The sequence below is a fragment of the Nitratireductor sp. L15S-10 genome (assembly GCF_045011005.1).
Classification (GTDB): Bacteria; Pseudomonadota; Alphaproteobacteria; order Rhizobiales; family Rhizobiaceae; genus Nitratireductor.
Window position 1 is genome coordinate 57,105 of record NZ_CP120675.1, and the last position, 14,928, is coordinate 72,032.

At 59.3% G+C, this 14,928-nt stretch carries 12 protein-coding genes; 5 read left to right on the plus strand and 7 right to left on the minus strand.

Annotation, left to right across the window (positions count from 1 at the left end; genetic code table 11):
* Nucleotides 1-30 precede the first annotated feature (30 nt).
* Complete coding sequence (locus P2W41_RS18290) at nucleotides 31-837, minus strand: universal stress protein (RefSeq protein WP_223006729.1); 807 nt, start codon at nucleotides 835-837, stop codon at nucleotides 31-33.
* 21 nt (nucleotides 838-858) lie between these two features.
* Nucleotides 859-2,175 (minus strand): cytochrome b N-terminal domain-containing protein, encoded by a 1,317-nt coding sequence (locus tag P2W41_RS18295; RefSeq protein WP_223006728.1) that lies wholly within the window; start codon nucleotides 2,173-2,175, stop codon nucleotides 859-861.
* A gap of 357 nt (nucleotides 2,176-2,532) precedes the next feature.
* Between P2W41_RS18295 and P2W41_RS18300 the strand changes: the two genes are divergently transcribed.
* The 5 genes from P2W41_RS18300 (at nucleotide 2,533) to P2W41_RS18320 (ending at nucleotide 10,526) form a co-directional block, all read left to right on the plus strand.
* Nucleotides 2,533-3,000, plus strand: a complete 468-nt coding sequence (locus P2W41_RS18300; protein WP_223006727.1) for a Fur family transcriptional regulator — start codon at nucleotides 2,533-2,535, stop codon at nucleotides 2,998-3,000.
* A 158-nt stretch (nucleotides 3,001-3,158) separates the two neighbouring features.
* Nucleotides 3,159-5,660, plus strand: a complete 2,502-nt coding sequence (locus P2W41_RS18305; RefSeq protein WP_223006726.1) for a heavy metal translocating P-type ATPase — start codon at nucleotides 3,159-3,161, stop codon at nucleotides 5,658-5,660.
* A gap of 373 nt (nucleotides 5,661-6,033) precedes the next feature.
* Nucleotides 6,034-6,252 carry a heavy-metal-associated domain-containing protein gene (locus P2W41_RS18310; RefSeq protein ID WP_223006725.1) on the plus strand — a complete coding sequence of 73 codons (219 nt, stop codon included), beginning with the start codon at nucleotides 6,034-6,036 and terminating at the stop codon, nucleotides 6,250-6,252.
* A gap of 301 nt (nucleotides 6,253-6,553) precedes the next feature.
* Nucleotides 6,554-8,581, plus strand: coding sequence for a heme lyase CcmF/NrfE family subunit (locus P2W41_RS18315; protein WP_223006750.1), 2,028 nt, complete (start codon nucleotides 6,554-6,556; stop codon nucleotides 8,579-8,581).
* Nucleotides 8,568-10,526 carry a M23 family metallopeptidase gene (locus P2W41_RS18320; RefSeq protein ID WP_223006724.1) on the plus strand — a complete coding sequence of 653 codons (1,959 nt, stop codon included), beginning with the start codon at nucleotides 8,568-8,570 and terminating at the stop codon, nucleotides 10,524-10,526. The genes P2W41_RS18315 and P2W41_RS18320 overlap by 14 nt, the downstream gene beginning before the upstream one ends.
* 173 nt (nucleotides 10,527-10,699) lie before the next feature.
* On the opposite strand, the gene P2W41_RS18325 is transcribed toward P2W41_RS18320, so the two are convergent.
* The 5 genes from P2W41_RS18325 to P2W41_RS18345 form a co-directional block, all read right to left on the minus strand.
* Nucleotides 10,700-11,185: a cytochrome b gene (locus P2W41_RS18325; RefSeq protein ID WP_223006723.1), complete on the minus strand. Its 486-nt coding sequence runs from the start codon at nucleotides 11,183-11,185 to the stop codon at nucleotides 10,700-10,702.
* Nucleotides 11,186-11,328: 143 nt separating this feature from the next.
* Nucleotides 11,329-12,837 (minus strand): multicopper oxidase family protein, encoded by a 1,509-nt coding sequence (locus tag P2W41_RS18330; RefSeq protein ID WP_223006722.1) that lies wholly within the window; start codon nucleotides 12,835-12,837, stop codon nucleotides 11,329-11,331.
* An 83-nt stretch (nucleotides 12,838-12,920) separates the two neighbouring features.
* Nucleotides 12,921-13,271 carry a hypothetical protein gene (locus P2W41_RS18335; protein ID WP_223006721.1) on the minus strand — a complete coding sequence of 117 codons (351 nt, stop codon included), beginning with the start codon at nucleotides 13,269-13,271 and terminating at the stop codon, nucleotides 12,921-12,923.
* A gap of 94 nt (nucleotides 13,272-13,365) precedes the next feature.
* Nucleotides 13,366-13,857: a DUF305 domain-containing protein gene (locus tag P2W41_RS18340; RefSeq protein WP_223006720.1), complete on the minus strand. Its 492-nt coding sequence runs from the start codon at nucleotides 13,855-13,857 to the stop codon at nucleotides 13,366-13,368.
* Nucleotides 13,858-13,883: 26 nt separating this feature from the next.
* Nucleotides 13,884-14,639 (minus strand): MauE/DoxX family redox-associated membrane protein, encoded by a 756-nt coding sequence (locus P2W41_RS18345; protein ID WP_223006719.1) that lies wholly within the window; start codon nucleotides 14,637-14,639, stop codon nucleotides 13,884-13,886.
* Between the last annotated feature and the right edge of the window lie 289 nt (nucleotides 14,640-14,928).

Here is a 14,928-nt window from a genome sequence, read left to right on the forward strand (position 1 = left end):
ATTGATCATATGCAAACGCTGAACTCAAAGTCAGTGAGACATGAACCAGCAGATTTCGGTGCTCCTCAGCATTTCCGTGGTTACGCCCCCAAAGACGCGTTCGGCGAGTGAATTGCGTCCGAAGACGCCAGTCACAATCAGGTCCGATCTCTCCCGACCGGCCTGCTCAAGCAAGCTCGAGCACGCATCTCCGGCGGTGTTGGGAAGGTGCAAATATTGCGCTTTTGCGCCATGGGAACGCAAGTGCGTCGCAACGGCGTCGAGCCGTTCGCTCGAAACCTCATCGCCGACCCCGACGACAGAAACACTTTCGGCGCGGACAAGCAGAGGGAGGGCATCATGAACCGCGCGTCGGGCTTGCGCGGTGTCCTTCCAAGCGACCAGAATGCGGGGGAAGCGAGCGTTCGCAACCGAGCGCCCCAGGCGCAGCACGGGCACGCCGGAACCAAGGGCGACGTGAGCCGGGTTCGGCAACACGCTTTCGTCTTCATCGGATGAATCCGTGATCAGCAAGTCTGCGGTCAGGAGGTGTGCCTGCATTGCAGCGGTGGGTTCGCCAATTCCCGAACACCAGTGGACCTGCTCAGAATCGGCGCCAAAGACCTTGTCGACCATGCTCCGACTGGATGCCAGTGCGCGCTCCATCAATCTGGTCTGCTCTTCGGCCCAGAAAACGTTCGGAGCCAAGACGTCCTTCATCGACGTTTTCGGCCATGCGTAGGAAGCGACGGAGATTCTTGCGTCGAACGCCTTGGCCAGCTCACGGCAGAATTCGAGGGTCCCGGTAAGGTTACTCCGTGGACATGCATCGACAACGATTTCGCGGAAGTCCGTCACGGTAGAGCTCCTATGGCCTGTTCAAACGATATGCTCATTGTTCTGCGGGCTTGCGTTCCCACCCTGCGTGGAAGCGCTGCCACGCTTCCGCGTAGCTGAGGACAAAACCGCTTCGGTTATCGAGTTGGGCAACCTTCGAGGCGTCTCGACCAAGCCCAGCACAGGCATCACCACCAGAAAGAACGCGAAATAAATGACCGTCGAGATCTGCATCAACACGACATATATGCCATCCGCCGGTTTGGCCCCGAGCCATCCCAAGAAAAGGGCGTTTGCCGCAAACAACCAAAAGAACACTTTATACCACGGGCGATACACTGCGGATCGCACTTTCGATGTATCGAGCCACGGCACGAAGAAGAGCACCGCGATCGCTCCAAACATTGCCAGGACACCCCCTAGCTTCGAGTCGATCGGTCCGATGTTGAACGTCACGGCGCGGAGGATCGCATAGAATGGAAGAAAGTACCATTCCGGGACGATCTTCGCCGGCGTCTTCAGAGAGTCGGCCTCAACGTAGTTGTCTGGGTGGCCTAAGTAGTTCGGTATGTAAAAGACGAAATATGCAAACACGAGTAGAAACACTATGGCTCCAAATGCGTCCTTCACGGTTGCGTATGGTGTAAATGGCAGGGTGTCTGTCTCGTGCTTGACTTCGATGCCTGTCGGGTTGGTTTGACCCGTGACGTGCAATGCCCAGACATGAAGCACAACAACACCTGCAATCATAAATGGAAGCAGATAATGCAGTGCGAAAAATCGGTTCAGTGTCGGATTGTCGACGGCGAAACCGCCGAGAAGGAGCTGCTGTATCCACTCCCCCACAAGTGGTATCGCCGTGAAGAAGCCGGTGATAACGGTCGCGCCCCAGAAACTCATTTGGCCCCATGGAAGCACGTACCCCATGAACGCCGCCGCCATCATCAGCAGGTATATGATGCAGCCCAATATCCAGAGAAGCTCGCGTGGGGCTTTATATGATCCGTAGTATAGCCCCCGGAATATGTGGATGTATACTGCGATAAAGAAGAACGATGCGCCATTTGAATGGAGATACCGGAGCAGCCACCCCGAATTCACGTCGCGCATGATCTTTTCAACGGAGTTGAATGCGGTGGCCGTATTCGTGCTGTAGTGCATGGCCAGCACGACTCCAGTGAGAATCTGAAGGCCGAGCATCAGCGTCAGAATGCCGCCAAATGTGTAGAGATAATTGAGATTGCGGGGAACTGGATAGGAGACAAAGGAATCGTGGACCAACCGGGGAAGCGGCATCCGCGCATCGATCCATCGTCCGAGGCGCGTTTTGGGGCTATACGCTGACGGCGATCGCGACATCTACTTCCCTCTCGACGGTCAGATGGCCTACGTTTCCCCTCGTCGGTAACATCTCAGGTTGCTTGAGGTTCAAGCGCCGGCATTCTTGTTTCGATGCGACAAAAGGACATGCAGAAGTGTCGATGTACGACGCATTCATGGTCGCTGAGGGTAGCCCGTTCGACCCGCTAGGCGCCTTTTGATCGGCGAGGGCGACGATCCCAACCATATGAGGGAGCCTCAGCGTCGATCAGGCCATGCATTGGCGGATGAGTCTGAACTTGTGCTATTTTGGAGCGATCGACATCACGGGTCGGGGAAATGAGGGGTTTGGGAGCTGGTGTATAGAATGATATCCGGCAGGATTGGCTGATTGCGATGCAGATCGATCCAATTGATATCGTCAAGATCTGCAAAGAATGCGGTCTTCGCTTGACAGGCCAGCGGCGCGTGATCGTCGAGGTTCTTCAGCAAGCGATGGACCATCCCGACGCTTTGGAACTTCATCGGCGTGCGACGAAAGTCGATCCACGGATAGCGCTTTCAACGATATACCGAACACTCAGCCTTCTCGAGGAGAAAGGAATCCTTGAGAGGCACATTTTCGGCAGTGGGCCTGCTCGCTTCGAGCGCGCCGACGCTGAACACCATGACCATTTCATCGATGTCGAGTCAGGCCGGGTGGTCGAGTTTCGTTCTGATCAGATTGAGCAGCTTCAGCAACAAATTGCGCAGGAGCACGGTTTTGAGATCATCAGCCACAGGCTGGAAATCTATGTAAAACCGGCGAAAGCGCGAAAGCGGAAACCTGAAGAGGCGCCGCGAGGTCGCGACCGGAGCAAATAAGCGTTCGACACTCTCGCAATCTTCAGTATTGGTTGGGCTACGCAAAGGCCCCTCTACAAGCAGGTTTCAGTGTTCGGGGCGAAGCTACGACTACTGAACTGTCTGGGGATGTCATCGACTGGCCGGACACGGAATATTTTACATGGGAGCATTTCTAGATGACAAGCAAGCTTCGTCTGGACATTCCGGTCCTGCTCCCTGAGATCGACGACGTTGCAGATGCTTGCGTCAAGCGTCTGACTGATGACCTTGAGGTTCGAACGGGTGTCGAGAGAGTCCACATTGTGGCAGGTGCAGGCGCGGAGCCTGCGAAACTATGCCTCCATTACGACCCGGAGATCCTGCCGCTGGCCCGGATCCGCGAGATCGCTCGGACGGCCGGAGCGCAGATTTCAGCTCGCTTCGGGCATCTGACCTGGAATGTCTCCGGGATCGGTCACGAACGTCGGGCCCGCACCGTCGCTGCAAAGCTGCGGTCTTTAGACGGAATACTCGAAGCCGAGGCGAGTGCTGCCGGCCTTGTGCATATCGAATTCGATCGCAGCACGATCTCTGAAGACAGTATCGCGTCTTCGATGCGCGACTTGGGCGTCAAGCGGGTGGGCGACGCCTCGCCGGCGTTGGCGGGAAAACAGGATGCGCATGCCGGCCATGATCATGGGCCTGGGGAGCGACACTCCGAAGGTGATGGCCACGATCATTCGCACGGTGAATTCCTCGGGCCCAACACGGAACTGATCTTTGCGCTCACATGCGGTGCGCTGTTGGGGATCGGTTACGCGATCGAGAAGTTGGTGTCAGGCGCGCCAGGGTGGCTCCCCACCGCCTGCTACATCGCGGCCTACTTCTTCGGCGGCTTCTTCACCTTGCGCGAGGCTATCGACAATCTCCGCCTCAAGCGATTTGAGATCGACACGTTGATGCTGGTCGCGGCTGCTGGCGCGGCAGCGCTCGGCGCGTTCGCAGAAGGCGCTCTGCTGCTTTTCCTGTTCAGCCTGGGCCATGCGCTTGAACACTACGCCATGGGCCGCGCCAAGCGTGCCATCGAGGCTCTGGCGGAGCTTGCTCCATCGGTCGCGACCGTCAGGCGCGAGGGCGAGACGGCAGAAATTCCGGTTGAGGAGCTCGTGGTCGGCGACATCGTCGTTGTTCGCCCGAATGAGCGTCTTCCCGCCGACGGCTTCCTTAGCAAGGGTACGACCAGCGTCAATCAGGCGCCAGTGACAGGGGAGAGTATCCCGGTCGACAAGCGTCCGGTTGCCGATGTCGCAGCGGCTCGTGCGCGGCCTGATTCCGTTGACGGCGCTTCGCGGGTCTTTGCCGGCACGATCAATGGTGCGGGTGCGATCGAGATCGAGGTGACGCGAAGATCTACCGAAAGTGCGCTTGCCAAGGTCGTCAAGATGGTGAGCGAAGCAGAAGCGCAGAAGTCGCCGACGCAGCGTTTCACCGAGAAGTTCGAGCGAATCTTCGTGCCAGCGGTCCTGGTGCTCGCGATCCTGATGCTGTTCGGTTGGGTCGTCATAGACGAGCCGTTCCGCGACAGCTTCTATCGGGCGATGGCCGTGCTGGTGGCTGCCAGCCCTTGCGCGCTCGCGATCGCGACGCCAAGCGCCGTCCTGTCGGGTGTCGCTCGTGCGGCACGCGGGGGTGTCTTGGTCAAGGGTGGCGGACCGCTCGAGAACCTTGGCTCGCTGACGGCGATTGCCTTCGACAAGACCGGGACGTTGACGGAGGGCAGGCCCCGCATCACCGATATCGTCGCCGCCGACGGCATCACCGAGCAGGAACTGCTGGAGGTGGCTATCGCCGTGGAGAGCCTGAGCGACCATCCGCTGGCGGAGGCGATCGTGCGCGACGGCAGGGAAAAGTTGAGCGGAAAGGTTGCCGCCGCCGCGTCCGATCTCAAAAGCCTCACCGGCAAGGGCGTGACGGCGACTGTCGATGGTCAGACAGTCTGGATCGGCAAGGCCGAGATGTTCGGAAGCGAGGGTGTTCCGGCTCTGAGCCGGGCGATGATGGAAGCCGTGACGCGGCTGCGCGACGGCGGCCGCACCACGATGGTCGTCCGCCGCGGCGATCGTGATCTTGGTGTGATCGGATTGATGGACACGCCGCGCGGCGCCGCACGCGATGCCCTAGCTAAGCTGCACGAGATCGGCGTCACGCGCATGATCATGATCTCGGGGGACAATCAGAAGGTCGCCGACGCAATCGCGAAAGACGTCGGACTCGACGAGGCTTGGGGCGATCTGATGCCCGAGGACAAGGTGGAGGCAATCAAGAAACTGCGGTCCAAAGGCAAGGTCGCCATGGTCGGCGACGGCGTCAACGACGCACCGGCGATGGCGAGCGCCACGGTCGGCATCGCAATGGGCGCGGCTGGCTCCGATGTGGCGCTGGAGACGGCCGATGTGGCGCTGATGGTTGATGATCTGTCGCACCTGCCCTTCGCGGTCGGGCTCAGCCGCCAGACCCGCTCGATCATCCTCCAGAACGTCGTCGTCAGCCTCGGCATCGTCGCCGTGCTCGTACCAGCGACGATTTTCGGATTGAGCATTGGCGCGGCGGTTGCGGTGCACGAAGGCTCAACCCTTCTCGTGGTCTTCAACGCCTTGCGACTGCTCGCTTATCGTGATCCCTATCGAGCGGCGGCTTAGACCCCGAAGACACGGCGCACCTCTTACGACGGCCGGTAAGCCGGTAGTCAGTGCGGGTTGGAACCCTCGCGGATGCCGCCGGAACACGCGGAAGAAGGCGTATGACAGGGAGGGTTTGGGGTAGCCTGGCGTTTCGGCTTGCCATTCTCATGATCGTCACTGCCGATCTGCTATCCGGGTGGATCGTACTGAGAGAGGGTCCGGAAAGGCCAAGTTTGGTCTCATCGCCCCAGCAGGTAACGAAGGAAGAGGCCAGGGGGATATGCGTGCCATCTCGGCGAATACAACAATCCAAACTTTCTGAGGGGAAGCTATTGACCCTATAGGAACTGCAGGTCCCAGATTGGACGTCATCGCCATTCAGGAGTCGTCGATGACAGCATCAAGAATTATCGAGTTCAAGATTGGAGGCATGGATTGTTCCAATTGCGTCGGCACTATCGAGAGGGCGGTGCGGAGATTGCCGGGCATCGAGGCTGTAAAGGTTTCGCTGGTTGACAGCAGCGCACTTGTGAAACTCGACACCAGAAAAGTGTCCCAGAACGCGATTTACGAGGCAGTCAAAGATGTAGGCTACCACGTGCAGCGATAAGCAATTCAATCCCCGGTTCGGCCGCATAAGCACAACTGCCCGCGAAAGCCGCCCGCCTAGGGCGATCAGTAGCTGCTGTGCATCGAAAGTGTCGAGATCCTGCCTGATGCGAAAGGCCACCCCTCGCCATCCATCTGAAAGGAGATCGCGGTAGGCGGATAATCTTGGGGAGGGGTCTTGAACCTCACCCAACTAGAGGCGCTACCGGTTCCCACGAAGCTTGCGACATCAAGATTCTTCAGTTGGAACATCCTTGGTGAGACGAGCGGCTTGGCCGATGGGGCGCAGGAGCGTCGGGATGATTGTTGAACTTGGGCATTTTGCGCTCGTGCTGGCCTTCTCCCTGGCGGTCGTACAGTTCGCGGTGCCGCTTGCTGGAACACAGTTTGGCGATCCAAGGCTGACAGCCGTCGCGGATCCGACCGCGATGATGTGCTTTCTGTTCACGATGCTGTCATTTGTCGCACTGACGCTTGCCTACGTTCAGTCTGATTTCTCGGTGGCAAATGTTTGGGAGAATTCGCACTCAGCAAAACCAATGCTCTTCAAGGTCACCGGCGTATGGGGAAACCATGAAGGATCGATGCTCCTGTGGGTGCTGATCCTTACATTCTTCGGGGCTTTGGTGGCTTGGTTTAGCGGCAATTTGCCGGCGACGCTCCGGTCGAATGTTCTTTCGGTGCAAGGATTGGTGGCGGCAGCGTTCCTCCTCTTCATCCTGATGACCTCGAACCCGTTTATCCGGATGAATCCCGCTCCCATGGAGGGGCGGGATCTCAACCCGATACTTCAGGATGTCGGCCTCGCGATACACCCCCCACTACTCTATTTGGGCTATGTCGGCTTCTCAGTCTGCTTCAGTTTCGCAGTTGCCGCTCTCATCGAGGGAAAGATCGATGCTGCCTGGGCGCGCTGGGTGCGGCCATGGACGCTCACAGCATGGATCTTCCTTACCGGCGGCATCTCGATGGGCTCTTACTGGGCGTACTACGAACTTGGTTGGGGAGGTTGGTGGTTCTGGGACCCCGTCGAGAACGCGTCCTTTCTGCCGTGGTTGGCGGGCACGGCCTTGCTTCATTCCGCGATTGTGATGGAGAAGCGTTCGGCGCTGAAAATCTGGACGCTTCTACTCTCGATCCTGACCTTCTCGCTTTCGCTGCTCGGCACCTTTCTGGTCCGATCCGGTGTGCTGACGTCGGTTCACGCTTTCGCGAGCGATCCCGCACGCGGGGTCTTCATCATGATGATCCTCATACTGTTCATTGGCGGTGCACTCATGCTGTTCGCGGTGCGCGCGCCTGGATTGACGCCAGGCGGGCTGTTTCATCCGATTTCGCGCGAGGGGGCGCTGGTCTTCAACAACCTGTTTCTGACAACAGCAGCCGCAACGGTACTGATCGGCACGCTCTATCCGCTGGTGATCGAGGTGGTGACAGGCGACAAGATTTCTGTTGGTGCCCCCTTCTTCAACCTAACCTTTGTCCCTCTCGTGGTCCCGCTGCTGCTCGTGGTTCCGTTTGGGCCTCTGCTCGCGTGGAAGCGCGGCGACCTCTATGCCGTCTCCCACCGTTTGTTCGTGGCCTTGGGAGGAGCTTTGTTGGCAGCGCTCGTGGGCTTTTTCGTCATTGACGGCGCCAGTGCGTTGGCGACCTTTGGCGCCGGTCTCGCGCTCTGGTTGATGTTCGGGGCCCTCACCGACATTGCTTTGAAATCTGGCGTAGGGACGCTAGCTCCGCCTGTCGTCTGGAGCCGCTTCAAAGGCCTTCCGCGTTCGGTTTACGGAACGGCCCTGGCACACTTCGGATTGGGCGTTACGGTGATGGGCATCGTCGCCGTCACATCGCTGGAAATCGAACGGATTGTCGTCATGCGCCCCGGCGAAACATTGCCAATCGCGGACTATACTCTCAGCTACAAGGGCATTGCGCCTTATCAGGGACCGAACTTCTCCGAAGAGCGCGGTCAATTCACATATGTCGACAAGGCTGGTAGTGTCCTCGGTGAAATCATGTCGTCCAAGAGGCTCTACACCGCGCGCCAAATGCCGACCACGGAGGCCGGAATTGCGACGCGGGGTTTCAGCCAACTCTACGTCTCGATTGGCGATACCACGCCCGACGGCGGCCTCGTGGTGCGCGTGTGGTGGAAGCCGCTGATTTTGCTTATCTGGCTTGGCGGCGCGGTGATGATGCTGGGCGGGACCATATCGCTATTTGATCGCAGGCTCCGCGTCGGTGCGCCGGCCGCGCGCAGGTTAAAAGGTGAGACTAGGGCAGAATTGGGGGCTCTAGGACAACACTCTGGAAGCCATCGGAATGCAACCAACTGAACGTATCGTCGCTCAGATCGGAATCGAGCCGCCCCTGGTGATTGGACGCCGATCGACATCTATCGATCGGCGCGAAGTCTCGGCTCGATGGCTATGTGGTACAGTCCTCACCGGTATTACCTCCAGCTTGTTGATGGGAACGGCTTTATTCACTGCTCTCGAAAGTCGCGAACAAGTGGTGAGGACACCGGAACTTCTCGACTCGGAACGAGCTGGAATGAAATTCGATGGTCCGGCCCTCAAAAAGACAAACCGATTGATGCCGACACGCGCCCTGACGAACTTGTCGGAGGGGCGACGTATCGACGTGTCCACCATGACAAAATCTGGGGATGTGGATGTGGTCGCGATGAGGCCATTCGTGCAGATGAAAATGTCCCTGGTCACCGGCCACGCCGCCGGTAGCACGTACCCTCCTTTTGATCCATTGACTATATTCACCGAAGAAGACCCGGTGCAGGATACTTCCTTCGATAGCGCTATTTATGGTACGAATGTCGATGGCGTCGTCCGACTGCGAACGGTAGATTTTCCCCTCGAAGCAGCTGATTTTGAAGCGACAAGCGCCCTTTCCTCCGAAGAAGTGGAAATCGTGGTGCGTGAGCTTTCCGAATTCGTCACTATTGGCAATGTGGAAGTCGCGTCGCTCTCGTATGTCAATCCCAATCGCTTTGGCGCGGGCGGACCCACCGCAAGTTTGGATGCCAGTGCCAATGTCCGGATTGTCCAACAGAACGTCTCTATTGCCAGACGCAATATCGAAGATACTCGATACGCGGAGTATACAGAAGATGTTCTTACGGTTCGTTCAGAGCGCGAAATAGCCAAAACATTTGAAGAAGGAGGTTATGTTGGAGCGAGCTCGGACGGCATAGTCGAAGCACTTGTCGCAACGCTCGGCACCGAGACTTTGCAACCAGGCGATATAGTAAGACTGGGTATCGACAGACGGGGGCTGGCTCGCCATGTTGTTCGTGCCAGCATTTATAGAGCACGCGCGCATGTGGCAACGATAGCACTGAATGACAAGCTGAAATACGTCCAGGGCGATGAGCCCGAGCCCATATCCGCCGTGTCGGAGGCAATTCAAAGCCGCAGCAGGCATCTGGCAAAGGCGCCAGTCGACGCACCAACCATATATGACGGCATCTACCGCGCCAGCCTCTCCCACGGATTGACGGAGCCGATGACGCGCCAGCTTGTACGGTTGCTTTCCACCAATGTCGATTTGCAAGCTCCCATCGGTCCAGAAGACCAGATTGAGATGTTCTATTCCCAGCCTGACGAGAACAACAGGGCTACAAGCAACTCTCGGCTCCTCTACGTCGAAGCCAGGATAGACGGCGCCACCCGCCGCTTTTATCGATTCCAGTTGACCGATGATACCGTTGACTATTTTGATGAAGGAGGGCGCACTACCCGGAGTTTCCTGCTGAGGAATCCTATTCCCACTGGCCGGTTCACGTCCGGCTTCGGCAATCGACGCCATCCTATACTGGGATACGTGCGTCCACACACAGGAGTCGACTGGGCTGCACCGAGAGGCACACCAATCATCGCACCAGGAGACGGAACCGTCGATCGTGCTGGATGGAATGGTGGTTACGGGCGCCAAACAGCGATCCGCTACGGCGATGGGTACCTGACCACTTTCAATCACCAAAGCAAAATTGCGGACGGTGTGATTCCGGGCGCACGTGTTCGCCAAGGCCAGATCATCGGATACGTAGGGTCGACCGGCCAATCAACCGGCAATCACCTTCACTATGAACTGCTCATAAACGGAAAGAAAGTTGATCCGATGCGCGTCCGACTTCCATCGCGGCAAGGGCTGTCCGGTGCTGCATTGACCGCATTCCTAGCCGAGAAAAAGCGAATCGATAACCTGCTCGAAGACGATAGATGGTTCACCGCCAGCACGACGATCCACGACAAAAACATCTAGGGCCTCTTAAGCAAGCTTCTGAATTGCCTTGAATCTCGTCGGTCCGCCAATCCTGATGGGAAAAAAGACCCAAGACCATTGTTGTAATTTCAACCCGACTGGACGCGACATCCCAACCTATAGCAAAGATGAGGCATGACCGCTGTCGCGCCGCGCGAGGTTAGCCTAGGAACTCAAACCCGAGGGCGAAGTATGCGGACCACGACCCCGTCACGCATAGCGGCATGGACGATCGCTGCGCCAATATGAAGAGCGAGCATCGCAAGGATTAGATTCGAACCGAAGACGTGAAACGGCGCGATGGAGAAGGTGACATAGCTTGCAATGAAGCCGATCGCTGCCTGTCCCAGAAGCACGGCGTAGAAGCCGAGGTGAAGAAGCTGGGCCGCCGCTGATTCGAGGCTCTCTCGCTTCAGAACCGGCACGATCCCATGGGAGCGCCAGCGCAGGAACAGCCGCAGCACCATGAGCCCCCCGATCGCCATTCCGGACCAGTTGTGCACGGAGTGAAGCAGCAGGTCGGTCGGGTTCGGCTGAAGCCCTGCATGCACGGCGTCGTGCGTCCGCCCGATGCTGCCGCCCGTCTGGTACTGGACGAGCACGAGGGTCGCGACGAGCCAGTGCAGTGCGATCTGAATGAGCGAGTAGCCAGCTTTCATGGTCAGGTTCTCGCGAAAAGGCGTTGAAATCGAATGAACGGAAAGCCCGATTGCACCTAGTCGGCACCGGGTTCCGGCCGAGACGCGATCAATCGCGCGGTTGCAAGTCTCAGGCGGGGCGCGAGAGCGCCCCGCCCCGTATTTCAGGCCGAGACCGCGAACTCGGTCATCATGCCGGTCTCCAGATGCGGCATGTGATGGCAGTGCAGCATCCAGCGCGCCGCCTCGCCGGCGTCGAGCGCGATCGTTACCATCGCCATTGGCGGCACATAGATCGTGTCGCGCCGCGCGCCGGAAATGCGCTTTGCGTTCACGCCGACGACCTGGAACGTGTGGCCGTGCAGGTGCATGGGGTGGCCCATCATCGACATGTTGTGGAGCATGATCTCGACGCGTTCGCCCGAACGCGCGGTGACGGGTTTATGCTCGCCCCAGACCCTGCCGTCGATGGTCCAGCGATAGGGCTGCATCGTGCCGCCCAGCGTCACCATGGAACTGCGCTGTGCCTCGTGTTCCGGCAGCGGCGCAAGCGCGACGAGGCGCTTTTCCTGCGACAGGTCGGTGTCGAAGGCGGGCGCCTCTTCATCGGCCAACAGGGACAGCCGGGGCACAGCCGCCCCCGACGCGGCAAGAATGAGGCCGGTCCTCTCCCGCGCGCCTTCGCGCAGCGCAAGGATCGGCCAGGCGTCCGCGCCGTCGAGGTCCAGCTCCAGATCGAGCCTCTGCGCCATGGCGACGCCGAACCGCGAACCGGTGAGAGGCTGGATAGCCTGGCCGTCAACCGCGACCAGCCGCGCCTCGACCCGCCCGGTGTCGATCCAGAACACCGTGGCCGCGGACGCGTTCACGACGCGCAGCCGCACGCGGCCATTGCGCTCCACGCGGATCACGTCGGGATCGGAAAGCGTGCGGTCATTGGCCAGATAGGCGTCCCAGTCATAGTCGTTCAGGTCCATCGCCATACCGGCCATACCGGCCATGCCGTTCATGGCCATTCCGTTGCCGCCTTGCATCCCCTGCATCATGTCATGATTCATGCCGCCGCCGCGGCTGTCGTTACCGCTGGCAGCGCCCTGCATGGCGCCGTGTTTCATGCCGGCCTGGCCGGAAGACGAATGACCCCGGGTGATTTCTTCCATCACCTCGGCGGGTGACTTGAAGGCGAAATCGTGCAGGAACATCACCACGTCCTGCCGGTCGGCGCTTGCATCCTCCTTGCTGCGCACGATGAGCGGCGCAGCCAGAAGGCGCATTTCGTGCAAGGGAATGTGCGCGTGCATCCAGTAGGTGCCGGGAATGGTCGCGAAGTCGTAGCCTCGGGTCTCGCCGGGCGCGATTCTGGGCATCGGCATATCCGGAACGCCGTCCTGTTCGTTGGGCGGGATCTGCCCGTGCCAGTGGATCAGCGTCGCCTCGGGCAGGTCGTTGGTGAGGTCGACGCGAAAGCGCTGGCCGGGGTCGAGCACGAGGCCCTGTCCCGATGGCCCCTCAAGGCCCCATACGGTCGCGGCGCGTCCGTTGATATCGAGCACCCGCGAACTGGCTCGCAGGCCGATGGCCGGGGTTTGGGCGAAGCCCTGTCGGGCGAAAGGCGTTACCGCAAGTGCAGCGGCGCTCGCGGCGAGAAAGCCGCGTCTGGACATCAAAGTCATGATCGTCTCCAAGGGAACCGTCCGGTTCCTTGTCTCTGAATTGAAGGTTTGTCCGTCCGGGAATGCCCGGATCGGTGAAAGTTTCAGAGGAGACGCGGCTTGGGAGGTCGTTCGGCCAGAACCGGCTCAATGCCCTGCAACAGGTAAAGGACCTGCGGGTCCGGAACCGAGCGGGTCATGCGATGCGTGTCGCCCTCGCCGGAAATGCCGGCAAAGACCTGCAATCCGGCGCAGATCCACGCGCAGGAAGCCGCATCGCGGGAGCAATCCGTTTGTTCGGTGCAACCATGAGCATCCGCCATGGTATCCGTTTGACTCGCCATGCTCATCATATCGGCTGCCGGCATGGTGGCCATCGAGGCCGGATAGACGCGCGCCAGCGCCGGGGCGATCCCGATCATCAGGACGGTAATGAGCACGACTATCACACGCATGATTCATAGGAATTTCCGCCATCGGACCGCAATGTCCATGCGACATGATCTCCGGTTCCGCAACATCGGCCCCTGAAGCCGGCAATGGCTGCCTTTACTGGCCGAGGCGCGCATCAATCCGTTCCATCTGCTCAATTTCCTCGCGTTGCGCCTTGGTGATCTCACCGCAGAGCGCGACCAGATCGGCGTCGCGCAGATCAGCTTCCCGGCACATCAGGATGGCGCCGGAATGATGCGGAATCATCGAGGCGATGAACTGGCGGTCGTCGATCAGCGCCTGGGCGCGGGTGGCGCCGAAGGATGCTATAGTCAGCGCCAGGAACGCGACGTGGAGGGCGATGTTAAGCCGCTTGCGGGGGAACATGCTCGGCATGGTCGCCAGCATGACGATGCCCATCGGCGCCCACATGGTGATGGCCATGTAGAGCATGTTGATGTTGTTGCGGAAATCCCGCAATCCGTCGATCATCGTGAACATGACGAAATACATGACGATCAGGCCGAGCGCCATGTTGATCCAGAACATCAGATAGGGACGACCGCCGGAGCCGTGATCCAGCTGGCCGGGATGAGAGGACTGCGCCATATCGGTACTCCTTTTTAGTGGCCGATTTAGTGGCCGAGGCCGGCCGGCTTGAGCAGCATCCAGAAGGCCATGGCGACCATCATCAGGTTTTCCGTCAGCGACACGAAGCCCAGCGGCACGTTGCTGTCGCCGCCGACGCAGGCGCATTTCAGATCGCGCTTGTCGATGTAAACCGCCTTGAAAACCGAGACCGCACCGATTGTGCCAATGAAGAGGGCGACGGGTATGGACAGCCACATCAGCGCACCGCCGATCATGAGGATGCCGGCCAGCGCCTCGGCGAACGGGTAGATATAGGAATATCGCACCCAGCGCTGCGCCAGCAGGTCGTAATTGAGAAACATGGTGGAGAAACTCTCCACGTCCTTGAGCTTCTGAAGCGCAAGGAGACACATGGCGAAGGCGATGAACCACTCTGCCCCCTCGACGGTGATCAGGCTGCCGAATGCCGCCCAGCTCGCGGCGAGCGCCATGAGCGCCGCCATCGAGAACAATGCGGCCACGGGCGTATAGGTCGTTGCGTCCTTGTCCTTCACCTCCTTGCCGAAGAAGGCGAGAAGATCGTCATAGCCGCCGATCCGTCGCCCCTCGATGAAAGTCTGCGGCGTCGTTTCGACGCCGTGCTTTGCCTCGAAGGCGTCGATCTCGGCGCGCGAACTCAGTTCGTGATCCTCGACCTCGTAGCCCTCGCGCCTGAGAAGATCGAGCGATTTCAGACCCCATGGACAGGTGTGCTCCGCCGTCACCATTCGGTGGAGTTCGGCGTGTTTTCCAGATGCCATTCTCCGCTCCTTCGATATGCGGCGCCTTTTGCCCTGACGCGCTCTTGCGTAGATGCAATCCTCCCACCACGGATAAACCGCAAAGCCGGCCTGGGAGTTCCATTGGCGATCAGTCCCGGCGGGCTGATGGCAACCTCCCCTGCCATACAAGGGCAGAGGCGGGAGCAGCACCTTGTTGCTGAGGTGACTGGGTTGGGCGCGTGCTTTACCGTAGCAGATCGTCTGACGATGATCTGGCGTCCCTCAAGGCGAACCGAGCATCCCGGTCGGTCTGCAATCCGGCCACACC

Coding starts and splice junctions, on each gene's coding strand:
- P2W41_RS18300 (WP_223006727.1), top strand. CDS start 2,533: ATGCAGATCGATCCAATTGATATCGTCAAGATCTGCAAAGAATGCGGT.
- P2W41_RS18305 (WP_223006726.1), top strand. CDS start 3,159: ATGACAAGCAAGCTTCGTCTGGACATTCCGGTCCTGCTCCCTGAGATC.
- P2W41_RS18330 (WP_223006722.1), bottom strand. CDS start 12,837: ATGACTTTGATGTCCAGACGCGGCTTTCTCGCCGCGAGCGCCGCTGCA.
- P2W41_RS18295 (WP_223006728.1), bottom strand. CDS start 2,175: ATGTCGCGATCGCCGTCAGCGTATAGCCCCAAAACGCGCCTCGGACGA.
- P2W41_RS18345 (WP_223006719.1), bottom strand. CDS start 14,639: ATGGCATCTGGAAAACACGCCGAACTCCACCGAATGGTGACGGCGGAG.
- P2W41_RS18320 (WP_223006724.1), top strand. CDS start 8,568: ATGCAACCAACTGAACGTATCGTCGCTCAGATCGGAATCGAGCCGCCC.
- P2W41_RS18310 (WP_223006725.1), top strand. CDS start 6,034: ATGACAGCATCAAGAATTATCGAGTTCAAGATTGGAGGCATGGATTGT.
- P2W41_RS18325 (WP_223006723.1), bottom strand. CDS start 11,185: ATGAAAGCTGGCTACTCGCTCATTCAGATCGCACTGCACTGGCTCGTC.
- P2W41_RS18340 (WP_223006720.1), bottom strand. CDS start 13,857: ATGGCGCAGTCCTCTCATCCCGGCCAGCTGGATCACGGCTCCGGCGGT.
- P2W41_RS18335 (WP_223006721.1), bottom strand. CDS start 13,271: ATGCGTGTGATAGTCGTGCTCATTACCGTCCTGATGATCGGGATCGCC.